The sequence below is a fragment of the Amycolatopsis sp. NPDC006131 genome (assembly GCF_040614175.1).
GTDB lineage: Bacteria > Actinomycetota > Actinomycetes > Mycobacteriales > Pseudonocardiaceae > Amycolatopsis_E > Amycolatopsis_E tucumanensis.
In genome coordinates this window covers 14,130-35,612 of the sequence record NZ_JBEXTX010000085.1, presented here as the reverse complement: position 1 = coordinate 35,612, position 21,483 = coordinate 14,130, and the positions used below count along the sequence as shown (strand labels likewise).

Genomic DNA, 21,483 nt, shown 5'->3' with positions numbered 1-21,483 from the left:
GAGCAGGGTTGTCAAGGCGGGAAAGCGTGCCTTGACAACCCTGGTCGGCGACTAAAGATCGGCTGTGGATCGGGGGCGGGGGAGGTCTGGTTGGGTTGGCCGCTCTCGTTGCGTTTCCGGGCGGCGGTTGGCGCGCGGTGTAAACCGATCGGATGACAGCTTGGCCCCTCAGGAACTCCGGAACCTGAAAGTGCGTCTCATTCACGAACTGCCGTTCCACTGGTGAGCGAGGAGGCCGGATGCGCCTGCGCGGTCTCGCGGTGCTCGTCCTCGTCCTGCTCGTCGCCTGTGAGGCTCCCCAGCGGCCCGCCTCGCCGGATCCTCGCTCCGCCGTCGACGAGGCCCTCACAACCCTCGCCGGGGAAGCCGCCGTCGCGTATCGGGTTCCTGGTGCGACCCTCACCGTCACCAAGGGCGGGCTCGTCGAGGGGCAGGTTCCAGTGCAGGACGACACCGTGCGGGCCCTCCGGGTGGGTGGCTCGCTCTACGTCCGCGCCTCCCCGGCCTACTGGCAGCGGCAGGGCATGTCCGCGCCCCGCGCCGAGCGGTTCGGCTCCCAGTGGACCAGGGCGGACCGCGGGGTGCCGTTCGACCCGGGGCGGCTCATGGCGCCCCAAGTCGTGGCCGCCGCGCTGCGGGCCGCCTTGCCCGTGGGCGTGCTGCCCGTCCAAGTGGGCGGCGCGTTGGACCTGGGCGGTCTGCGCGTCACCGCCACCTCGCCCCACCGCGTGCTCAGCTTCCCGCCCGCTTTCCTCGGGCCCATCGCCGGCCAGTTCGGGCCGCACGAGATCGCCCTCGGCGACGTGCACCTGCCCGGCCTGCGCGAACGCCTCGACGAAGGGGTGGCCGAACTCGGGCAGCCCCTCATCGCCGGACCGGTCGTCGCCGCCAGGGTCACCGACCACGAACTCCGCTGCACGGCCGGCGGCGCCTGCACGGACACGGTCCGCGTCGACAATCGCCTGCTCGGCGCGGCCCCCGGGGCGGCCGCGCGCGTCAGCCTCACCTCGGCCGTCACCTCCGACGCCCTCGGCACCCGCACCTGCGAACGGGAGGTCGTCCTCCCGCTGGACACCGCCGCCGACGTCTCCTGCTCGGTCAAGTTCACGCTGCCCCGGGCCGACGGCGCGACCAGGCTGCAGGCCGCGCCGTCGGTGACCGCCGAACCCGTCGCCCTCGTCGACCCCGGCGCGCTCAACCGCGACATCGCCGCCGAGCTAGGCCCGTAGCAGCGGGATCACCGGCGCGAACTCCTCCATCGACATCTCGAACACCGTGAAGTACGTGAACCCGTACCGCTCGCGCATCGCCCGGATCGTCGCCGCGATCTGCTCCGGCGTCCCGGCCAGCATCTGCGGCGCGTCCACCAGCCGGGCGGCCGACCAGCCCAGCTCCGACGGCACCCCGGCCAGCCACTCCTCCAGGGCAGGAACCGGATCGTCGGCCACCACGACGTTCTGGATCAGCATGTTGAACTCCAGCGGCCGCGTGGTCGCGGACCGCACGAAGCCCACCCGGTCGTCCAGCTCCGCGGCGGAAGCCACGTCGAACGTCCCCGGCGGGTAGCCGCGCGCGTGCTTCAACCCGGCGAACCCGACGATGTCCGCGTGCTCCGCCGCCAGCCGCAGCACCCCGTCGCTGTTGCCCGCGATCAACAGCGGCGGCGCGTCGTCCAGGCGGTCCCGCAGCACCTCGATCGTCCGGGCCAGGTGCTTGATCCGCTCGGCCGGCAGCGCGAACGGCAGCCCGGCGTCGTCGAACTCGGACTTCATGTGCCCGGACCCGAGCCCGACGTCCAGCCGGCCGCCGGTGAGCAGCGCGGTCGAGGAGACCTCCCGCGCCAGCAGCACCGGGTTGTAGAAGGGCGCGTTGAGCACCAGGTGCCCCACCCGCACGCGCTCGGTCGCGTGCGCGGCGGCGACCAGCGCCGGGAACGGCGCGGGCATGCCGAGGTGGTCGGGGATGGTGATGGTGTCGTAGCCCAGTTCCTCGGCGCGACGGCACTTGGCCGCCCAGTCGTCGCGCCCGGTCAGGAACCGCAGGGAAACACCGAAGCGGTAGTCGGTCATGCCGTGACGCTAGGCAGGAAAAAGCCCTTCCGCCGCGGGTTTCGCCAGCGGCGGAAGGGCCAGGGGAGAACTCAGGCGTTGCCGTCGAACAGGCTGGTGACCGAGCCGTCCTCGAACACCTGCTGGATCGCCTCCGCCAGCAGCGGCGCGATCGACAGGACCGTCAGGTTCGGGAACCGCTTCTCCGGCGCGATCGGCAGCGAGTTCGTGACGATGACCTCGCGCGCCTTGCAGTTGGACAGCCGCTCGGTGGCCGGGTCGGACAAGATGCCGTGCGTGGTCGCGATGACGACGTCCGCGGCGCCCTCGGCGAGCAGCGCGTCGGTGGCCTTCACGATCGTGCCGCCGGTGTCGATCATGTCGTCCACCAGGATGCACAGCTTGCCCTCGACCTGGCCGACGACGCGGTTGGCCACCGCCTGGTTCGGCTTGTCGGGGTCACGCGTCTTGTGGATGAACGCGATCGGCCGGTCGCCCAGCTGGGCGGCCCACTTCTCGGCCAGCCGCACGCGGCCGGAGTCCGGCGAGACCACGGCGATGTCGGCGTCGCCGTAGGTCTTCTTGATGTGATCGGCCAGCAGGGTCTGCGCGAACAGGTGGTCCACCGGTCCGTCGAAGAAGCCCTGGATCTGCGCGGTGTGCAGGTCGACCGTCATGATCCGGTCGGCGCCCGCGGTCTTGAACAGGTCGGCGATCAGCCGGGCCGAGATCGGCTCGCGGCCCTTGTGCTTCTTGTCCTGCCGCGCGTACGGGTAGAACGGCATGACCACGGTGATGCGCTTGGCGCTGGCGCGCTTGAGCGCGTCCACCATGATCAGCTGCTCCATCACCCACTCGTTGATGGGCGTGGTGTGGCTCTGGATGACGAAGGCGTCCGTGCCGCGGACCGACTCCTCGAAACGCACGAACAGCTCGCCGTTGGCGAACGTGTGCGCCGTCTGCGGGGTGATCGTCACGTTGAGGTGCTCAGCGACCTCCTCCGCGAGTTCCCGGTGTGCGCGGCCGGAGAAGAGCATCAGGTTCTTCTTCGGCGTGCCGGACTTAGGACTCATCAGACGACTCCCGCTCGGTCTCTTCCTTGTTTTCCTGCGCGGCGAGCGCAGCCTGAGCCGCCTCCGCCGCTGGAGTACCCGGCCTGCGCCGGGGCACCCAGCCTTCAATATTGCGCTGTGGTCCAGTCGACACCGCCAGCGCCCCCGGCGGGACGTTCCGCCTGATCACAGTGCCAGCGCCCGAGTACGCACCGTCACCAACGGTGACCGGCGCGACGAACATGTTGTCCGATCCGGTCTTGACATGGGAACCGATGGTGGTGTGGTGCTTGCGCACGCCGTCGTAGTTGACGAACACGCTGGACGCGCCGATGTTGCTGTACTCGCCGATCGTCGCGTCCCCGACGTAGGTCAGGTGCGGCACCTTCGTGCCGGTGCCGATGTCGGCGTTCTTGGTCTCGACGAACGTGCCGATCTTGCCCTTGTCGCCCAGCTTGGTGCCCGGCCGCAGGTAGGCGAACGGGCCGACGCTCGCGCCCGCGCCGATCTCGGAGTCGTAGCCGTGCGCGCGGACCACCTGGGCGCCGGCGCCGACGGTGACGCCGGTGAGCGTCGTGTCCGGCCCGATCACCGCGCCCTCGCCGACCTTCGTGCCGCCCTTGAGCTGCACGCCCGGCTCGATCACCACGTCACGGGCCAGTTCGACGTCCACGTCCAGCCACACCGACGCCGGGTCGACCACGGTCACCCCGGCGCGCTGCCAGCGCTGCACGAGGCGGCGGTTCAGCTCCGCGCCGATCGCGGCGAGCTGGACGCGGTCGTTGACGCCCTCGGTCAGCCACGGGTCGTCCACGACGAGCGCGCCGACGCCACGGCCGTCGCCGCGGGCGATCGCCAGCACGTCGGTCAGGTACAGCTCGCCCTGTGCGTTGTCGGTGGACAGCCGGGTCAGCGCGTCGGCCAGCACGGCCGCGTCGAACGCGTAGACGCCGGAGTTGATCTCGTCGATCTCCAGCTGCTCCGGCGACGCGTCCTTCTGCTCGACGATCGCGGTGACCGCGCCGGCCGCGTCGCGCACGATCCGGCCGTAACCGGTCGGGTCGGCGACCACGGACGTCAGAACCGTGACCGCGTGGCCGTTCTCGCGGTGCTCGGCCAGCAGCGCGGCCATGGTCTCGGTGTCCAGCAACGGGACGTCGCCGTAGCTGACGAGAACTGTGCCCGAAAGTCCTTCCGGCAGAACGGACAAAGCACACGAAACCGCGTCGCCGGTGCCGTTCTGCTTCTCCTGCACCGCGGTCGCGACGGGCCGCCCGAGCGCCTCGCCGACCTTGCCCAGGTGCTCGGTGACGGCCTCCCGGCCGTGCCCGACGACGACGACCAGGTGGTCCGGCGAAAGCCCGGCTGCGGCCCGCACGGCGTGCTCGACCAGCGGCCTCCCGGCCAGCGGGTGCAGCACCTTCGGGGTGTTCGAACGCATCCGGGTGCCCTCGCCCGCGGCGAGGATGACAGTGCTCAGCGGGCCGGTCACGGCACTCCCAACGAATACGGGACGGGTGGTGGCGGGGCCCGATCCTACGTGTCCTGCCTGGCAGCCGGCTGTGGGTCGCCCTCGGAGCCGGGTTCCGCCTCTGCGATAAGGGACTCGCCCGCCGTCGACTGGGCCGTCGCGACCTGGTTCCCGCCGCCGCGTTTCGCCTGGTACATCGCGGCGTCGGCGCGGGCGAGCACCTGGTCGGCCCGCTCCTGCGGGCGCAGCGACACCAGCCCCACCGAAAGGGTTACCCCGTGCGACAGGTGGTGGGGCAGCGAGTCGACCGCGGTGACCGCCCGGCCCAGCGCCTGCTTGGCCGCCGAGACCGGCGCGCCGGGCAGCAGCGCGACGAACTCGTCGCCGCCGTAGCGGGCCACGATGTCGTCACCGCGCAACGCGTCCCGCAGCGTCGAGGCGACCACGCGCAGCACGTCGTCGCCCTCGGCGTGCGAATGCTGGTCGTTGACGCCCTTGAAGCCGTCCAGGTCGATCAGCGCGACCGCGAGCGGCTGGGCCGTGGTCGACGCGGACAGCGTGCGCAGGTGCTCGTCCAGCGCGCGCCGGTTGGGCAGACCGGTCAGCGGGTCCTGCAGCGCCTGCTGGCTGATCGCGCCGTGCTGAGCGGACAGCCGCTCGTGCTCGCGGCGCGTGTCCAGGGTCGCCAGCTGCGACTCCCGCATGTGCCACAGCTCGACCTCCAGCGCGGCCGAGTACTCCGCCAGCGCCCGCGACGACTCGCTGTCGGCGTCGCTGTCCAGCCGCGCGATCTCCCGCATCAGGTGCAGGTTCATCGACGGCATCGAGTTGTCCTCGGCGAGGGTGAGCTTCGTGGCGTGCAGCGCCTTCAGCGCGTCGTCGTGCTGGCCTGCGTGTTCCAGGCAGCGGGCCAGCGCGATCGTGACGATGACCTGCTCGTGCGGGTAGCCCGGCTCGATCAGCAACCGCCGCAGCCGGTCGACGTGCGCCGGCTCCGGCGCGGCCAGCGCGAGGGCGGCCGCCAGCACGCCCACCTGGTCGACCGCGGCCACGCCGATCTTCCGCGGGAACAGCGACTCGGCGAACGGGGCCTCGACCGCGACGGCCATCGAGGCGGCCGTGCTGAACTTCGCGGCCGCCTCCTCGTGCCGCGCCACCCGCTCCAGCCGCAGGCCCCAGCCCAGCAGCATCTTGATGCGGTTCATCAGCTGCAGCGTGATCTCGTGCGGACCGGCGGTCTCCCGGATGGCCTGGTGGGCCCTCGCGATGACCTCCTCGGCCGCCTCGTACACGCCCAGCTGGTTGAGCACGATCCAGCAGTCCAGCAGCGCGCTGGACTGGGCCTTGGCCCACTCCCGGCGCGACATGTGCATGTCCGGCGTGTTCGAATCGTCCAGGATCGCCAGCGCCCTGGCGATCTCGGTCAGCGCCGCGTCCTCCTGCTTGGCCAGCACCAGGCGGCGGCCGCGCAGGGCGTGGGCGTCGGCGCGGAACAACGCGAGGCCGTGGCGGCGGGTGTGGGCCAGCATCTCGTCGAGCAGCGGCTCGGCTTCGGCGGCGAGACCGCGGGTGACGAGCCTGCCCAGCGACGCCGCGCGGAGGAGCTGGGAGACCAGTACCGGCTCACCCCGGCGCTGGGCCTCGTCGAGGAGCTCGTCCATCGTCCGGACGATCTCGAGCTGCTCGCCGTGCTCCGTGTGCTGCACGGCGGCGATCAGTTCCCGGGCGCGCCCGGCCAGCCAGGCATCGGAGAGCTCGGCCAGTGCCGGCCGCCTGGTCTTCGGTCTGCTCTCGCCTTGCAGCGTGGCGCACCCCCTTCGGGCACGTCGGGGTAGGGCACGGCAGCTCCGCCGCCAGGACTCGAACCTGAACTATCAGAACCAAAATCTGAGGTGCTGCCAATTACACCACGGCGGATCGTGCCTGGTCAGGATAGCGACGTCGAAAAACCGCGCCAGTCCTGGGGTTGTGTCCGAGGTTTGAACGGCTCCCCAGGGGGCAAAACCTCCTGTACCGTAACTTACGGAAACGTAGGTTAGGACGACCTTTCTCAGGGTTTGCCCAGGTAGGAAGAAGTGTTGCGCATGACATCCACTCCGGTAATGGAACCACCTCAGACCAAGGGCCCGAAACCGGTCATCGCCGGTCAGCGAGGCGCCGGTGTTCAGTTCTCGGTCTACCTCGGCGTGATACTCCCGCTGGCCGCGCTCATCGCCGCCGTGCCGTTCGCTTGGGGGTGGGGACTGAGCTGGGTGGACGTCGGGCTGTTCATCGCCTTCTACGTCATCAGCGGGCTCGGGATCACCGTCTCGTACCACCGCTACTTCACGCACGGCTCGTTCAAGGCCAAGCCGTGGCTGCGCGTGGCGCTGGCCATCGCCGGCAGCTTCGCGGTGCAGGGCCCGGTCATCACCTGGGTCGCCGACCACCGCCGCCACCACGCCTTCTCCGACCGCGACGGCGACCCGCACTCGCCGTGGGCGTTCGGCACCTCGCCGCTGGCCATCGCCAAGGGCTTCTGGCACGCGCACATGGGCTGGCTGTTCGAGCGGGACACGAGCAACGCCGAGCGGTTCGCCCCGGACCTGCTCAAGGACCCGGCCATCAAGAAGGTCGACGAGCTGTTCTGGCTGTGGACGCTGCTCACGCTGACGCTGCCGGCCCTTCTCGGCGGCCTGATCACCTGGTCGTTCTGGGGCGCGGTCACCGCGTTCTTCTGGGCCGGGCTGGTCCGGGTGTGCGTGCTGCACCACGTGACGTGGTCGGTCAACTCGGTGTGCCACATGATCGGTGAGCGGCCGTTCGCGGCGCGCGACAAGTCGGCCAACTTCTGGCCGCTGGCGATCCTGTCCTTCGGCGAGTCCTGGCACAACCTGCACCACGCCGACCCGACCTCGGCGCGGCACGGTGTCAAGCGCGGCCAGATCGACATCTCGGCCCGCGTGATCTGGGCGTTCGAGAAGCTCGGGTGGGTGCACAACGTGCGCTGGCCCACCCCGCAGCGCCTGGCACGTCTGTCGTCGGAATAGTCTCTCCGGGTGGCGGGACGACGTCGAGCGAAGCGTGAGGCCACCGGGGTGCGGCCTCCGGGGCCGGTGCCCCGCGTCCGGATGACGGGCGCGGAACGCCGGCAGCAACTGCTCGACGTCGCCCGCAAGCTCTTCGCCGAGAAGGGCTTCGACGGCACCTCCATCGAGGAGATCGCCCACCGGGCGAACGTCTCCAAACCCGTGGTCTACGAGCACTTCGGCGGCAAGGAAGGCATCTACGCCGTCGTCGTCGACCGCGAGACCCAGTCCCTGCTCGACCGCATGGTGTCCACTTTGCACGGTGGGCACCCCAGGGCGATGCTCGAGCAGGCGGCCGGCGCGCTGCTGGCCTACGTCGAGGAGTCGCACGACGGCTTCCGCATCCTCGTCCGCGACTCGCCGGTGGCCAGCGCCTCCGGCACGTTCTCCACGCTGCTCAACGACATCGCGATGCAGGTCGAGCACATCCTCGCGCAGCAGTTCGACGCACGCGGCTACGACGACAAGCTCGCGCCGCTCTACGCCCAGGCGCTGGTCGGGATGGTCGCCCTGACCGGGCAGTGGTGGCTCGACGCCCGCCGCCCCAAGCGCCACGAGGTGGCCGCGCACCTGGTCAACCTGGCCTGGAACGGGCTGTCGCACCTGGAGCACAAGCCCAAACTGCGCCTGGACTGACCGGATTCCCGCTACACTGCGCCACGAGTCGACAGCACGGCGTTGGGGGCGGTGTGGTGAGTGGGGGCCGGCTCCGGCTGAGTGTGCTCGGCCCGCTCCGGGCCTGGCGCGGCGACCAGCCCCTCGACCTGGGCCCGGTCCGGCAGAAAGCCCTGCTCGCCGCGCTCGTGTTGCGCCCGGACGTGGTGGTCGGCGCAGGTGAGCTCCTCGACGACGTGTGGGGCCTCGAACCGCCGGGCACCGGCCGCCGCGTGGTGCCGGTCTACGTCCACCGGTTGCGCAAGTGCCTGCGCGCGAGTGAAGACGAGCCCGCGGACTCCGTGATCGCCCGCGACAGCAGCGGCTACCGGTTCGTGGGGGCGGCCGCCGAGGTGGACACCGCGACCCTGGACCGGATCGCGGCCGAGGCCGCGGCCGCCGAGCGTGCCGGTGATCTCGCCGTCGCGGTGCGCGCCGCCGCGGACGCGCTGGACCTGTTCGACGGTGAGCCGCTCACCGGGCTGCCCGGCCCCTTCCTCGACGGGCACCGGCTCCGGCTCACCGAACGCCGCATCGCGCTGCAGCTCGGGAAGGCCGGGTGGCAGCTGCGCCTGGGACGGCACGGCGAGGTGATCGACGAGCTGTCCGCGCTCGCCGGCGTCCACCCGCACCACGAGGAGCTGGCCGCGCTGCTGATGCGCGCGCTGTACGCGGCGGGACGGCGGGCGGACGCGCTGGCCGTGTTCACCGGGCTGCGCCGCCGCCTCGTGGACGACCTCGGCGTGGAGCCGGGCGCCGAACCGCGCCGGGTGCAGCAGGCGGTGCTGCGTGGTGACGACGTCGCGCTCGGCGTCACGCGCAAACGCCCGCCCCGCAACGAGTTGCCCGCGGACGGCGGCGAACTCGCCGGGCGTGCGGACGAGCTGGCGCGGCTCGTCGAACCGGGCGACCCGGAGCTGGTGACCGTCATTGCGGTCGACGGCGTCGCGGGCGCGGGCAAGAGCGCACTCGCCCTCCGCGCCGCCCACGTGCTGCGCCCGGACTTCCCGGACGGCTGCCTGCACCTGGACCTGCACGGGCACACCGAGGGGCACGAGCCGCTGCGCCCGGCGCACGCGCTGGCCCGGCTGCTGCGGACGATCGGCGTCGACACCGGGCCGGTCGGGCCGGACGTCGACGAGCTGGCCGCTACCTGGCGGTCGGCGACCGCGTCCTCGCGGCTGCTGCTGGTGCTCGACGACGCGAAGAGCGCCGAGCAGGTGCGGCCGTTGCTGCCCTCCGGCGCGGGCAGCACGGTGCTGGTGACGAGCAGGCAACGGCTGACCGGGTTGCCCGCCGACCGCCGGGTGTCGCTCGACGTGCTCGACGCCGTTGCCGCGGAAGGACTTCTGCGCCGGGTCGTCGGTGCCGAGCGGGTCGGGCGGGAGCCCGGCGCGGTGCGCGAGCTGGTCCGGTTGTGCGGCGGGTTGCCGCTGGCGCTGCGGATCGCGGGCGCCCGGCTGCAGAACCGTCCGATGTGGACCGTCGAGCACCTGGTGGAGCGGCTCGCCGACGACGAGCGCAGGCTGGGCGAGCTGACCGCGGAGGACCACGGCGTCGAGGCGGCGCTGCGGCTGTCCTACCGCCAGCTCGCGGCCGCCGAGCAGCGCACGTTCCGGGTGCTCGGGCTGGCGCCGACGGTCGAGTTCGACGCGCGGGCGGTGGCCGCGATGCTCGGGCTAGCCGAACCGGTGGCGGGGGATTCGCTGGAACGCCTGGTGGACGCGAGCCTGCTGCTGCAGCCGGCCCCGGGGCGCTACCGGCTGCACGACCTGGTGGCGGTGTTCGCGCGGCGGCTGGGCGCGGACGAGCCCGCGGCCAGGGGCGGGGTGCTGCGGCTGTACGCGGCCGCCGCGCGGATCGCGAGCGACTGGGGCGTCCACGACCCGTCGAGCGGGCCGCCGGTGGACGACGTGCCGTTCACCGGCTGGGCGGACGCGGCGGGCTGGCTCGACTCGGCAGGCGGCGAGCTGCCGGACGTCGTCCGCTACGCGGCGGAGGCCGGGGAAGCGGACCACGCGTGCTGGATCGCCGAGGGGCTCGTCGAGTACCTGGTCCGGCAGGGCCGCTACGACGAGTGCCGCGCGGCGCTGGAGATCGCGCTCCCGCTCGCCGAGCAGTGCGCCGACCCGCGGATGCGGTCCGCGGTGCGGTTCGGGTTCGGGGTCGCGGAGGGCATGCAGGGCCGCTACGAGCGGAGCCGCCCGTGGCTGCACGAGGCGCTGCGGATCAGCAGGCAGGCCGGGGACCGCCGGGAGGAGGCCCGCGCGCTCTGCGGCCTCGGCACGCTCGCGGTGGCGTGCGGCGACACCGGCGAGGCGCTCGCCCTGCTGCACGAGGCCCACGAGCTGGGGCGCAGGCTGGACGACCCGTTCCTGTGCGGGATGGCGGTCGCCAACATCGGCCTGACCCACCTGCGGCTCGGCCGGTTCGGCGAGGCCCGCGCCTGCCTGGAGCAGGGGGTCGCGTTCGGCGAGAAGATCGGGCGGCCGCGGGCGGTGGCGATGGCGGTGGGGAGTCTGGGGAAGTTCCACCTGGCGGTCGGACGGCACGCGGAAGCAGTGGGCGCGTTGCGCCGGGCCGCGGGGGCCGCCGAGGAGGCCGGGGACATCGCGCTGACCGCCGACTGCCTGTCGATGTGGGGCGCGGCGGAGTCCGGGCTCGGCAATGCGGAGGCGGCGCTGGAGCTGCAGCGGAGGGCGTTCGCGCTGGTCACCGAGCGGACCCGGCCGCAGCTGGAGCTGGAGATCCGCAACCGGCTGGGCGCGAGCCTGCTCGCGGTCGCGGACGTGTCTGGGGCGCGGGAGCAGTTCGAGGTGGTGCTGGCCCGGACCTCGGGTGATCACGTGGAACGGGTGCGGGCGGGTGCGGGGTTGGCGGCGTGTGAGGGGCCGGGTCGTTGATCAGGCGGCGTGGCCGGGCAGGGCCGTTTCCGTGCGCAGGGCGCGCAGGATGTCCAGCTCGCGCTCGATGTCGCGTCGCTTGGCTTCCAGGCGTTCGGCTTGCTCGGCGAGCAGCTCCTCCAGCACGCCGTTGCGCTCCTCGGGCGGGGCCTCCAGGCAGGGGAGCAGTTCGTTGACCGTGGCGCTGCACAGGCCGGCCGCGAACAGGTGCTGGATCAGGACCACCCGCTCGACCATCGAGCTGTCGAAGTCGCGCCACCCGCCCGGCGTGCGCGACGAGCGGATGAGCCCCTGTTCCTCGTAGTACCGCAAAGACCGGGTGCTGACCCCGGTGGCCTCCGCCAGCTCCCCGATGCGCATGAGCCCTCCTCCAGACCGTCCGCCGCTCCCCATTCTTGCAATTGACACCGGTGTGAAGTTTCACGATGTGCGGTGCACAGCCAAACTCCGTGAAAGGAACCTCCGTGCACTGGTTCTACCTCGGCGTCGCCGTTCTCTTCGAGATCGCGGTCGCCATCTCCGCAGGCAAGGCCCAGGGCTTCACCCGGCCCGCCTGGACCGCCGCCACGCTGGTCAGCGGCGGCATCGCCACCTACCTCCTCAGCCTGGCGCTGCTGACGTTCGACGTGGGCGTCGGCTACGCGATCTGGACCTCCGTCGCCGGCGTCGGGATCGTCGTCCTCGGCGTCGTCCTGTTCGGTCAGCGCCTCGACTGGCGCAAGGTGCTCGGCATCGCCGCCGTCATCGCCGGCGTCGTCGGCCTCCAGCTGAGCGGAGCCGCGTGATGGCGCGCCGCACGTCCACCGCACCCGCCGCCGCCTGGCCCGTCCTCCTGCTCGCCGGCGCCTTCGAAGTCGGCTACGCCCTGTCCGTCGGCGGCAGCCAGGGCTTCACCGTGCTCTCCTGGTCGCTCGTCGCGGTCGTCTTCTTCCTGCTCACGCTCTTCGCGCTGAGCCTCGCCCTGCGCAGCATCGACGTGGGCATCGGCTACGCGGTCTGGGCCGGCATCGGCGCCGCCGGAGCCGCCCTGCTCGGCCCGGTGTTCTTCGACGAGAGCCTCACCCCGGCCAAGGCGCTGTGGCTCACGGTGATCATCGCCGGCGTCGTGTGGCTCAAGCTCGCCGACCGCCCTCGGGCCTGATGCGTGTCAGAGCCGTGTCAGCCGGGTGTCAGCGCCGGCCGTGATGGTGGGTCCCAGCAACCGCCACGAAAGGATCCCCGGTGACTCAGACGGTTCCCATCCCGAACGGACTCCCCACCGACCGCGACGCCGGCCCCTTCGACCCGCCCACCGGGTTCACCCGGCTGCGCGAGTCCCGCCCGGTCTGCCCGCTGGTCTTCCCCGACGGCCACGAGGGCTGGCTGGTCACCGGCTACGACGAGGTCCGGCAGGTGCTGGCCGACACCCGGTTCAGCTCCCGCCTGGACCTCGACATCATCCACGTGCCGTACCCGACCCCGGGCATGCCGGAGCAGACCGAGCCGTCCCCGCAGATGCCCGGCCTGTTCATCTCCATGGACCCGCCGGACCACACCCGGCTGCGGCGCAGGCTCACCGGCGCCTTCACCGTCAAGCGCATGAAGCAGCTCGAAGAGCACATCAACGACATCGCCGAGCGGCACCTGGACCAGATGGCGCGGCTCACCCCGCCGGTCGACCTGGTCAAGGAGTTCGCGCTGCCGGTGCCGTCGCTGGTGATCTGCGAGCTGCTCGGCGTCCCGTACGAGGACCGGGAGACGTTCCAGCACAACGCGGCGCGGTTCATGGTCAAGGACATCGAGCTGGAGGAGAAGATCGCCGTCGTCGGCGCGCTCACCGGCTACCTGGCGGAGCTGGTCACCCGCAAGCGCGCCGAGCCCGGCGAGGACATCCTGTCCGACCTGGCCCGGCAGGACGACCTCAGCATCGAGGAGCTGACCGGCATCGCCTTCCTGCTGCTGCTCGCCGGGCACGAGACGACGGCGAACATGTTGGGCCTGGGCACCTTCGCGCTCCTGGAGCACCCCGCGCAGATGGCCGATCTGCGTGCGAACCCGGAGCTGGTGCAGGGCGCCGTCGAGGAACTCCTGCGGTACCTGTCCGTCGCCGACGTCTTCTACCGTTACGCCACCGAGGACCTCGAAGTCGGCGGCGAAACGATCCCCAAGGGGGCGACCGTCGTCGTCTCGCTGCTGTCCGCCAACCGCGACCCCCGCCGCTTCGACGAACCGGACGAGCTGGACGTGCACCGCAACGCCCGCGGGCACATGGCCTTCGGCCACGGCGTCCACCAGTGCCTCGGCCAGCAGCTGGCCCGGCTGGAGATGCGCGCCGGGTTCGCCGGGCTGCTGCGCCGCTTCCCGGACCTCCGGCTCGCCGTCCCGGCGGACGAGGTGCGGCTGCGGACCGACATGAACATCTACGGCGTGCACGAACTGCCGGTCACCTGGTGAACTCGGCGATCAGCTTCCGGTAGGTGTCGAAGGCGGGCTTGGCCGTGTAGTCGTCCCGCAGCAGGCCGAACTGGTGGAACAGGCCGGGGTTCGCGCTGTCCGCGTCCCGCAGCGCGAAGTGGGTGTAGCAGCTCACGCCCGCGTCGGCGGCAGCGCGGACGACGGCCTCCACCACCTCGGCTTGCCGCTCGGCGGAGCGCCCTGGCCCGGTCGGCCAGCCGTGCTCGGTGATGTGCAGCGGGACGTCACCGAGACCGGCCGGCGCGAGGACGTTCTCGCGGTGGTGGCGCAGCAGGCCCGCCACCGCCGCGGGCAGCTCCGCCGCCGCGACCGGCTGGAAGACGTCCGGGAAGAAGTCCAGGCCCACGTAGTCCACCTGGCGCACGAACTCGGCGCCGCCCGCCTTCGCGAGGTCCGCGATGAACGACGCGCCCGGCCCGAACAGCGGGGTGGTGTTGAAGCCGACCCGCAGATCGTGCCCGAGTTCGGCCGCCCGCTCCTTGGCCGCGGTGACCCCGGCCACGATCGCGTCGATCACGCGCGGGTAGTAGCCGTCGAGCACCGGGTTGTCCGGCACGTTCGGCTCCTCGGTGATCTGCAGCGTGCCGGTCACCGCGCCGTACTGCTCGACCAGCCGCCGCACGAACGCGCGGTAGCCGCCCACGTCCCCGCTCGCGGACTGGAACTGCGCGACGAGGTCGAGCACGCGGCCGTCGCCGGTGTACTGCGCCGCGTCCGCCGGGGTCAGCGTCTCGTGTGGACCGTCCGAAGTGGAGTCGTCGAACCCGAGGTAGGCGCGGACGAGGAACGGGCCTCCGCCCCGCAACGCGGTCAGCGCTTCCCGGATCCGCACGGGGTCGTCGGGCGGACCGCCCGCCAGTTCGCCGGAGTCGGTCCCGGTGACACCGCCGGGGTAGATGCCGAAGAGCATGCTCAGTCCTTTCCGGGCCAGGTCAGGGCGCCGCCGCGCATCTCGGCGACGAGGTTCTCCACCCACGCGATCTCCGCGCGAGTCTGGTGGAGCGCGTACTCGGCTTCGATGACGTGCAGACGCGGCACGCCGCTGTCCAGCACCGCGGCCAGCCGCTTCTGGTCGGCGTCGGCGCGTTCGGACAACCGCTGCGCGCGCTCGGTCAGCGCGGCCGCTGCGCCGTCCGGCCCGAGCGCGCCGACGTAGGCGATCGCGCCGAGGAACTCGGGGAACTCCCGCTTCGGCTCGCGGATCCGGCTGTCCAGCCTGCGCACCAGCTCGTCGCGGCCGGCGTCGGTGAGCGCGTAGACGGTCCGTTCCGGCCGGTTGCCGCTGCGTTCGGTGCCCTGCGGCGTGATCCACTCCGCCGCGGCCATCGCCTCCACAACGTCGTACAGCGTGCCCCGGTTGATGGCGCTCGCGCTGCGGGCACGCAGCTCCGTGAACACCTGGTACGGGTGCATCGGTGACTCCAGCAGAAGGCCGAGTACCGCCAGGACCAGCGGGTTCTCCAGTGCGCGACGTGGCATGGTCGAAAACTATCATCAGATTTCGACCATTACAAATCCACCCAAGCTTCCACGCCCGAACCCCGTCGTTAGGGTCTGGACCAGCCGTGGACGGGAGGGGTATGAGCGACCAGGGAACCGACGAGGGTTACGCCAGGGGCCTGAAGAACCGCCAGATCAGCATGATGGCGATCGGCGGCGCGATCGGAACCGGCCTGTTCCTCGGGGCGGGTGCGGCGATCGAGACGTCCGGGCCCGCGCTGATCGCCTCATACGCCGTCGCGGGCGTGGTCATCTTCCTGATCATGCGCGCGCTCGGCGAGCTGCTGATGTACCGGCCGGTGTCCCGCAGCTTCGTCGACTACGCCGAGGAGTTCGTCGGCCGCTTCGCCGGGTTCGCCACCGGCTGGGTCTACTGGCTGATGTGGGTGGTCACCGCGATGGCCGAGATCACCGCCGCCGGGATCTACGTGCAGTACTGGTTCCCGGACATCCCGCAGTGGGTCACCGCGGCGGTCGTGCTCGGGCTGTTGTTCCTGGCCAACCTGATCTCGGTCAAGGTGTTCGGCGAGTTCGAGTTCTGGTTCTCGATGATCAAGGTCGTGACGATCGTCGGGGCGATCGTGCTCGGGCTCGCGGTCATCGTGTTCGGGATCGGGCCCGCCGGTGAGCACGCGACGTTCGCGCACCTGGTCAGCGACGGCGGGTTCCTGCCGCACGGCGCGGGCAGCGCGCTGCTGGCGTTGCAGAGCGTCATGTTCGCCTACCTCGGCGTCGAGCTGATCGGGCTGACCGCGGGCGAGGCGGAGAACCCCCGGGTCGTGCTGCCGAAGGCGATCAACAGCGTGATGGTGCGGATCGGGGTGTTCTACGTCGGCGCGCTGGTGGTGCTGCTGTCGCTGGTGCCGTGGACCGAGTTCCACGGCGGCGAGAGCCCGTTCGTGCGGGCCTTCGACGCGGTCGGCATCCACGGCGCGGCGGGGATCATCCAGTTCGTCGTGCTGACCGCGGCACTGTCCTCGTGCAACTCGGGCATCTACTCGACCGGCCGGATGCTGCGCACCCTCGCCGTGCACCGGTCGGCGCCCGCCGCGTTCGGCAAGCTGTCGAAGCGGCAGGTGCCCGCGGCGAGCATCACCGCGTCCGCGATCGTCATGGCGGCCGGCATCCTGATCAACGCGGTCGTGCCGGAGAAGGCGTTCGCCTACATCACCAGCGTCGCCACCGTCGGGGTGCTGTGGACGTGGGGCGTGATCGTGGTGTGCCAGCTGGTCTACCGCCGCCGCAGCGACCGCGGCGAGCTGCCCGCGTCGGAGTTCCGCATGCCGGGCGCGCCGTGGACCGGGTACCTGGCGCTGGCGTTCCTCGCGCTGGTCGTGGTGCTGCTCGGGTTCGGTGAGGACACCCGGGTGGCCCTCTACGTCACGCCGATCGTGGCGGTGGTCATCGGGGCGGGCTACCTGCTGAGCAACCGGCCGTCGCGCGTCAAGCAGCGGGCGTGATGCGCAGGAGCTTGTCGTCGTTGCCGTCCGACGTGGTCACGTACAGCGCGCCGTCGGGGCCGCTGCGCACCGCGCGCAGCCGGCCGTAGGTGTCGTCGAACTCGGCGGGCAGGTAGACCTCGGTGACCGCGCCCGCCGGGTCCACCGTGAACATCAGCATCTTCTGGCCCTTGAGCGCGACCACGGCCAGCCTGCCGTCCAGCGCGCCCCACTGCGGCCCGGACACGAACGCCGCGCCGCAGATCGCCTCGGTGATGTCCCCGGAGGTCCACAGTGGCCGGACGGCGTCCGGGAACCGCTGCAGGTCCGTCATCGGCACGTCCTCGTCGTAGGAGTCGACGGTGCCGCCCTGCGACGGGTCCCAGCCGTAGTTGCCGCCGGCGCGGATCAGGTTGATCTCGTCGTCGAACGTCGGCCCGTGCTCGCCCACGAAGACCTGGCCGGTGCCCGGGCGCACCGCCACGCCCTGGATGTTGCGGTGCCCGTAGCTGTAGATCCGCTGCTCGTTCGGGTCGGTCGAGGAGATGAACGGGTTGTCCGGCAGCGGCGCACCCGTGTTCAGGTCGATGCGCAGCACCTTGCCGCCGAGGCTGTGCCGGTCCTGCGACACGTCCGGCCGCGCGGTGTCGCCGGTGCCGACGAGCAGCGCCCCGTCCGCGGCGATCTCCGGGCGGCACCCGGAGTGGCGGCCGCTCTGGTTGACCGGCAGCCCGGTCAGCAGGTCGCGCACCTTCGTCGCGCTGCGCTCGTCCGCCGACAGCGTCCAGGTCACCAGACGGACGTCGACCGCGCGGCCGCCCTCCTGGTGCGTCTGGCAGGTGGTGAACCGGCGGCTGGTGGCGAAGTCCGGGTGCACGACCATCCCCATCAGACCGCCCTCGCCACGCGCCCACACATCGGAGAAGTCGGCCTGGACCTGGCTGACCGCGGTGCCGCGCACCAGCGCGAGCCGCCCCGGCCGCTGGGTGACGAGCATCGAACCGCCGGGCAGGAAGCCGACGTCCCAGCCGTGCTGCAGCCCGCCGGTCACGACGTCCACCTTCAGCGCGAGGCTCTGCCCGCTGACCGTGGTGGGCGCGGCGACGGTGGCCGGGGTCGACGGCAGGTCCTGTGCGGGCGAAGACGAGCAAGCCGTGACGGCGAGGACGGCGAGCAGTACGGCCCCGATGCGGCGCATGGGGTCATTGTGCCCGGTGTCCGGTGAAGTCCGGGTCTTGATCGCGGGTTTCGGTGCGGTAGATCGTCAGGCCCCGCCGCTGGTAGTTGGCCAATGCGGCGGGCTGCCCGTCGAGCGTGCACGTGTGCACCCACACGCGACTGGTCGGCTCCGCCCCCGGCCAGCGCTCCGGCAGGTCCCACGCCCGCCGCAGCGCCACCGTCAGCAGGTGCCCGCCGATCCCGCGGCCGGTGAACGCGGGCAGCAGCCCGAAGTAGGCCAGTTCCACCTCGCCCGGCTTGGTGCCGTCCAGTTCGGCGTACCCGGCCGGGGTGCCGCGCAGGTACGCCACCCAGGTCTCGTAACCGGGCTGCGCCAGCAGGTCCAGCCACCGCTGCCGGTCCCAGCCGAGCCGGTCCGTCCACTGCCAGTCACCGCCGACGGTGGTGTAGAGGAAGCGGTTGAACTCCGGGCTCGGCACCTCGGCGCGGGTGATGGCGACCGGCTCGTCCGGCGCGGCGGACGGCCGGATCGCGGCCGGGTCCGTCTGCTCCAGGTACCAGGTGGTGATCTCCATGTCCCGATCGTCCCACCGCGATCTCCTGCTGGAGGAGGAGAACGTGCGGCCGCGATGCCGAGGTGGCCGGGCGGTGGCGTTCCTAGCGTCGGAGACATGTCCATCACCAGGGAATTCCTCCGGGCCCCCGCGCACACCGGCGCGATCGCGGCCAGCTCACGGCGCCTGGCGGCGGCCATGGTCGCGGGGATCGGCGTGGAGCGCGCGGCGCACGTCGTCGAACTCGGGCCCGGCACCGGGGTGTTCACCGAAGCCCTGCTCGCCCGGCTGGGACCCGGCGCGCGGCTGACGGCCGTCGAGGTCAACCCGCGGCTGGCCGGCGCGCTCGCGCGGCGGCACGCGGGCGTCGAGGTGATCACCGGATCGGCCGAGGACCTGGCCCGGCACGTGCGCACCGCCGACGTCGTCGTGTCCGGACTGCCGTGGGCGCTGTTCCCGCGCGCCCGGCAGGAGCGCGTCCTCGACCAGGTCGGCGAGGTCCTCGCGCCGGGCGGACGGTTCGCGACCTTCGCCTACCTGCACGCCGCGTGGCTGCCCGCCGCCAGGCGGTTCGAGGCCGCGCTGGCCCGGCGGTTCGGGTTCGTCGGCCGCAGCCGGGTGGTGTGGGGCAACCTGCCGCCCGCCTTCGTGCACCGAGCGGCCGTGACGCCGTGATCGACGCCATCGCCACCCTCCCGCCCGCGCTGGTCTACCTGGTCGCGGCGGCGGTGATCGCCGCGGAAACCGCGCTGCTGCCGGGGATCGTGCTGCCCACTCTGTCGACGCTGCTGCTCGTCGGCTTCCTCGCCGGGCAGGGCACCGTCGACCTGTGGCTGGCGATGGCGGTCGTCGCGGCCGCGGCCGTGTTCGGCGACCAGCTGGCCTACCTGGAGGGGCGCAGGCTGGGCCGGCGGACCACGTCGGCCCGCTGGCGCCGGGTCGAGTCGCGCATCGCGCGGTACGGGGTGGTGGCGGTGTTCGCGGCGCGGTTCCTCGCCGGGGCGCGGACGCTGATGCCGCGGGTGGCAGGCGCGGCGGCGGTGCCGTACCCCCGGTTCCTGCTGGTGAGCATGGCCGCGGCGGTGGTGTGGGTGGTGGCCGCGCTGCTGGTGGGCAAGGCGGGCGGGTCGCTCATCGGGTGAGGATGTGCGCGGTCTCGTCGTCGGCGGGCAGGAACGTCTCCAGGCGCAGCTCCGACACCGTCACGTCGACCGCGGTGGCGAACGTGGTGATCGCGGTGAGCAGCCGCATCTCGCCGCGGGAGGTGCGCAGGACCAGCGGCACGGCGAACCCGAGGTGGTCGGCGTCCAGGTTCGGCGGCCCGGGCAGGTAGCCCTCCAGCTCGGCGAGCAGTTCGGCGTGCCGGGGGTGCGGGGCCTTCGCGTGTTCCTGGCGGGGCCGCTCCAGCACGTGGCGGGCCCAGTCGTCGAAGTTCCCGATGCGCGGCGCCATCCCGCGCGGGTGCAGGGCCAGGCGCAGCACGTTGACCGGCGGTTCGAGCAGCTCCGGCGCGGCGCCCTCGGTGAGGATGTCGGCGGCCTTGTTGGTCGCGACCAGGTCGCCGAACCGGTCCACCACGATCGCCGGGTACGGCTCGTGCCCGTCGAGGAGCCGATCCAGCGCGTCGAGCACCGGGCGCAGCGCCGGATCGGACAGGTCGGTCTCCGGGTAGGTCGGGGCGTACCCGGCGCTGAGCAGGAGCGCGTTGCGTTCGCGCAGCGGCAGTTGCAGCGACTCGGCCACGCGCACGACCATGCCGCGCCCCGGCACCGACCGGCCGCTCTCCATGAAGCTGACGTGCCGCTGGGTGGTGCCCGCGCGGAGGGCGAGTTCGAGCTGGGACAGGCGCCGCCGGGTGCGCCAGTCCTTGAGGGCACTTCCGAAAGCCGTCGTCACCCCGCATGCTTACTACCGGGAGCGCGTCGCCCGCCATTCCCCGCGGGGAATGACCGACTGGAGGTGTCTGGTGCCCGAGCGGTTCACGGACGAAGAGCTGGCCTTCCTCCGGTTCGCGCGGTTCGGCGAGCTGCCGCCGCGCGTGCTGCCCGACGAGCTGGTGGAGGTCGTGGAGACCGAGCAGCCCGACCTGCCGGTGCGGCAGGCGTTCGAGATCGGGCCGGGCGGGCCCGCCTGATCATTCCCCGGCGGGAATTGTCGCCAGCGCGCCCCGGCGACAGCGTGAGGGCATGCAGATCGGACTTCTCCTGCCCGCCGGGCAGGCCCAGCTCGCGGCCGGCGGCACGGTCGCCGACATCGTGGACATCGCCGTGCGCGCCGAGCGCCTCGGCTTCGACTCGGTCTGGGCGGGCGACTCGCTGTCGCGCGCCCGGGTCGAGCCGCTGACCCTGCTCACCGCCGTCGCGCAGGCCACCGAAACCGTGCGGCTCGGCACCGCGACCCTCATCCCCGCCTACCGCCACCCCGCGCAGGCCGCCCTCACGATCTCCTCGCTCGACCTCGTCTCCGGCGGTCGGCTGATCCTCGGCGTCGGCGCCGGGTTCCCCGGCCGCAGCGAGCACGAGTTCGACCTGGTCGGCGTGGACTTCAAGACCCGCTTCTCGTACCTCGACGACACCGTGACGCTGTGGAAGCAGCTGTGGACCGGCCACCCGGAGTCCTTCCACGGCAAGGTCCTGCACTACGACTGGCTGCCCGAGGTGCCGCGCCCCGCCCAGCCGGGCGGCCCGCCGGTGTGGCTCGGCGGCATCACGCCGGCCGCGCTGCGCCGCGCCGGGAAGCTGTACGACGGCTGGCTGCCGTACCCGCCCGACCCGGCCGACTTCGCGAGCGGCCTGGCCACCATCCGCGAGCAGGGCCGCGACGTCACGCCCGCCCTCTTCGCGACCGTCCACCTCGGCGGGGGCGCGGCGGCGCTGGAGGAGTACTGCCAGGCCACCTACCAGGCGCCACTCGACTGGGTGGGAAAGGTCCAGGTGATGATCACCGGCGGCCCGGACGAGGTGATCGCCCAGCTCAGGCGCTTCGCGGAGGCCGGGGCCCGGCACATCCTGCTGCGCATCGCGGCGCTCGACCCGCGGGTCATCGACCACCAGCTCGCGGGACTCGCCGAAATTTTGTCGCCCCTGCGACGTACCCTGGAACACGAGAGCCCCTGATCCCTCCGCCAGCCCGGGCAGGGGTGTGCCCGCGTGCTCCAGGGA

General features: G+C 72.2%; 22 protein-coding genes and 1 tRNA gene. 12 read left to right on the top strand and 11 right to left on the bottom strand.

Translation table 11 applies throughout. The annotated features are described in order from the left end of the window. Positions 1–239: 239 nt before the first annotated feature. On the top strand, positions 240–1,229 hold the full coding sequence (locus tag ABZ215_RS32200) for a hypothetical protein (protein ID WP_354953959.1): 990 nt from the start codon (positions 240–242) through the stop codon (positions 1,227–1,229). Here ABZ215_RS32200 and ABZ215_RS32195 read toward each other — a convergent pair. From ABZ215_RS32195 to ABZ215_RS32175, 5 genes are all read right to left on the bottom strand, one after another. Next, a complete protein-coding gene (locus tag ABZ215_RS32195) occupies positions 1,218–2,069 on the bottom strand; it encodes a TIGR03621 family F420-dependent LLM class oxidoreductase (protein WP_354953957.1) in 852 nt (283 codons plus the stop codon). The two genes, ABZ215_RS32200 and ABZ215_RS32195, sit on opposite strands and share 12 nt — an antisense overlap. Positions 2,070–2,140: 71 nt before the next feature. Next, entirely contained in the window at positions 2,141–3,121 is a 981-nt protein-coding gene (locus tag ABZ215_RS32190; RefSeq protein WP_027936077.1) for a ribose-phosphate diphosphokinase, read from the bottom strand. After that, a complete protein-coding gene (glmU, locus tag ABZ215_RS32185) occupies positions 3,111–4,592 on the bottom strand; it encodes a bifunctional UDP-N-acetylglucosamine diphosphorylase/glucosamine-1-phosphate N-acetyltransferase GlmU (protein ID WP_020419424.1) in 1,482 nt (493 codons plus the stop codon). Before glmU ends, ABZ215_RS32190 begins: the two co-directional genes overlap by 11 nt. 44 nt (positions 4,593–4,636) lie before the next feature. Further along, complete coding sequence (locus ABZ215_RS32180) at positions 4,637–6,277, bottom strand: GGDEF domain-containing protein (RefSeq protein ID WP_020419423.1); 1,641 nt, start codon at positions 6,275–6,277, stop codon at positions 4,637–4,639. Positions 6,278–6,416: 139 nt separating this feature from the next. Beyond that, positions 6,417–6,488: transfer RNA gene (locus tag ABZ215_RS32175), tRNA-Gln, on the bottom strand. A 185-nt stretch (positions 6,489–6,673) separates the two neighbouring features. Here ABZ215_RS32175 and ABZ215_RS32170 point away from each other — a divergent pair. From ABZ215_RS32170 to ABZ215_RS32160, 3 genes are all read left to right on the top strand, one after another. Then, a complete protein-coding gene (locus ABZ215_RS32170; protein ID WP_020419422.1) occupies positions 6,674–7,600 on the top strand; it encodes an acyl-CoA desaturase in 927 nt (308 codons plus the stop codon). A gap of 81 nt (positions 7,601–7,681) precedes the next feature. After that, the gene (locus ABZ215_RS32165; protein WP_020419421.1) at positions 7,682–8,275 is read left to right on the top strand and encodes a TetR/AcrR family transcriptional regulator; all 594 of its coding nucleotides are present in this window, start codon (positions 7,682–7,684) and stop codon (positions 8,273–8,275) included. Positions 8,276–8,331: 56 nt separating this feature from the next. Then, a complete protein-coding gene (locus tag ABZ215_RS32160) occupies positions 8,332–11,196 on the top strand; it encodes a BTAD domain-containing putative transcriptional regulator (RefSeq protein WP_354953955.1) in 2,865 nt (954 codons plus the stop codon). Here the strand turns inward: ABZ215_RS32160 and ABZ215_RS32155 are convergent, their stop codons facing one another. Continuing rightward, positions 11,197–11,556 carry a MerR family transcriptional regulator gene (locus tag ABZ215_RS32155; protein ID WP_354953953.1) on the bottom strand — a complete coding sequence of 120 codons (360 nt, stop codon included), beginning with the start codon at positions 11,554–11,556 and terminating at the stop codon, positions 11,197–11,199. A 104-nt stretch (positions 11,557–11,660) separates the two neighbouring features. Between ABZ215_RS32155 and ABZ215_RS32150 the strand changes: the two genes are divergently transcribed. The 3 genes from ABZ215_RS32150 (at position 11,661) to ABZ215_RS32140 (ending at position 13,629) form a co-directional block, all read left to right on the top strand. Further along, positions 11,661–11,981, top strand: coding sequence for a multidrug efflux SMR transporter (locus ABZ215_RS32150; RefSeq protein WP_020419418.1), 321 nt, complete (start codon positions 11,661–11,663; stop codon positions 11,979–11,981). Next, the gene (locus ABZ215_RS32145; protein ID WP_354953951.1) at positions 11,981–12,337 is read left to right on the top strand and encodes a multidrug efflux SMR transporter; all 357 of its coding nucleotides are present in this window, start codon (positions 11,981–11,983) and stop codon (positions 12,335–12,337) included. The genes ABZ215_RS32150 and ABZ215_RS32145 overlap by 1 nt, the downstream gene beginning before the upstream one ends. A gap of 80 nt (positions 12,338–12,417) precedes the next feature. After that, the gene (locus ABZ215_RS32140) at positions 12,418–13,629 is read left to right on the top strand and encodes a cytochrome P450 (RefSeq protein WP_020419416.1); all 1,212 of its coding nucleotides are present in this window, start codon (positions 12,418–12,420) and stop codon (positions 13,627–13,629) included. On the opposite strand, the gene ABZ215_RS32135 is transcribed toward ABZ215_RS32140, so the two are convergent. Beyond that, the gene (locus tag ABZ215_RS32135) at positions 13,619–14,560 is read right to left on the bottom strand and encodes a hypothetical protein (RefSeq protein ID WP_354953949.1); all 942 of its coding nucleotides are present in this window, start codon (positions 14,558–14,560) and stop codon (positions 13,619–13,621) included. The two genes, ABZ215_RS32140 and ABZ215_RS32135, sit on opposite strands and share 11 nt — an antisense overlap. A gap of 2 nt (positions 14,561–14,562) precedes the next feature. Further along, positions 14,563–15,129, bottom strand: coding sequence for a PadR family transcriptional regulator (locus tag ABZ215_RS32130; protein ID WP_354953947.1), 567 nt, complete (start codon positions 15,127–15,129; stop codon positions 14,563–14,565). 101 nt (positions 15,130–15,230) lie between these two features. On the opposite strand from ABZ215_RS32130, the gene ABZ215_RS32125 reads away from it, so the two are divergent. After that, entirely contained in the window at positions 15,231–16,610 is a 1,380-nt protein-coding gene (locus tag ABZ215_RS32125; RefSeq protein ID WP_020419413.1) for an amino acid permease, read from the top strand. Here ABZ215_RS32125 and ABZ215_RS32120 read toward each other — a convergent pair. Both ABZ215_RS32120 and ABZ215_RS32115 read right to left on the bottom strand, forming a co-directional pair. Then, entirely contained in the window at positions 16,594–17,787 is a 1,194-nt protein-coding gene (locus ABZ215_RS32120) for a PQQ-dependent sugar dehydrogenase (RefSeq protein ID WP_354953945.1), read from the bottom strand. The genes ABZ215_RS32125 and ABZ215_RS32120 overlap by 17 nt on opposite strands. A gap of 4 nt (positions 17,788–17,791) precedes the next feature. Further along, positions 17,792–18,343, bottom strand: a complete 552-nt coding sequence (locus ABZ215_RS32115) for a GNAT family N-acetyltransferase (RefSeq protein ID WP_354953943.1) — start codon at positions 18,341–18,343, stop codon at positions 17,792–17,794. Between the two features lie 96 nt (positions 18,344–18,439). Between ABZ215_RS32115 and ABZ215_RS32110 the strand changes: the two genes are divergently transcribed. Further along, positions 18,440–18,997 (top strand): methyltransferase domain-containing protein, encoded by a 558-nt coding sequence (locus ABZ215_RS32110; RefSeq protein WP_354953941.1) that lies wholly within the window; start codon positions 18,440–18,442, stop codon positions 18,995–18,997. Continuing rightward, positions 18,994–19,464 carry a VTT domain-containing protein gene (locus ABZ215_RS32105; protein WP_354953939.1) on the top strand — a complete coding sequence of 157 codons (471 nt, stop codon included), beginning with the start codon at positions 18,994–18,996 and terminating at the stop codon, positions 19,462–19,464. Before ABZ215_RS32110 ends, ABZ215_RS32105 begins: the two co-directional genes overlap by 4 nt. Here the strand turns inward: ABZ215_RS32105 and ABZ215_RS32100 are convergent. Beyond that, on the bottom strand, positions 19,454–20,218 hold the full coding sequence (locus ABZ215_RS32100) for a helix-turn-helix transcriptional regulator (RefSeq protein ID WP_020419408.1): 765 nt from the start codon (positions 20,216–20,218) through the stop codon (positions 19,454–19,456). The genes ABZ215_RS32105 and ABZ215_RS32100 overlap by 11 nt on opposite strands. 70 nt (positions 20,219–20,288) lie before the next feature. Between ABZ215_RS32100 and ABZ215_RS32095 the strand changes: the two genes are divergently transcribed. Further along, complete coding sequence (locus ABZ215_RS32095; RefSeq protein WP_020419407.1) at positions 20,289–20,456, top strand: hypothetical protein; 168 nt, start codon at positions 20,289–20,291, stop codon at positions 20,454–20,456. Positions 20,457–20,508: 52 nt separating this feature from the next. Beyond that, positions 20,509–21,438, top strand: a complete 930-nt coding sequence (locus tag ABZ215_RS32090) for an LLM class flavin-dependent oxidoreductase (RefSeq protein ID WP_354953937.1) — start codon at positions 20,509–20,511, stop codon at positions 21,436–21,438. Positions 21,439–21,483: the final 45 nt, after the last annotated feature.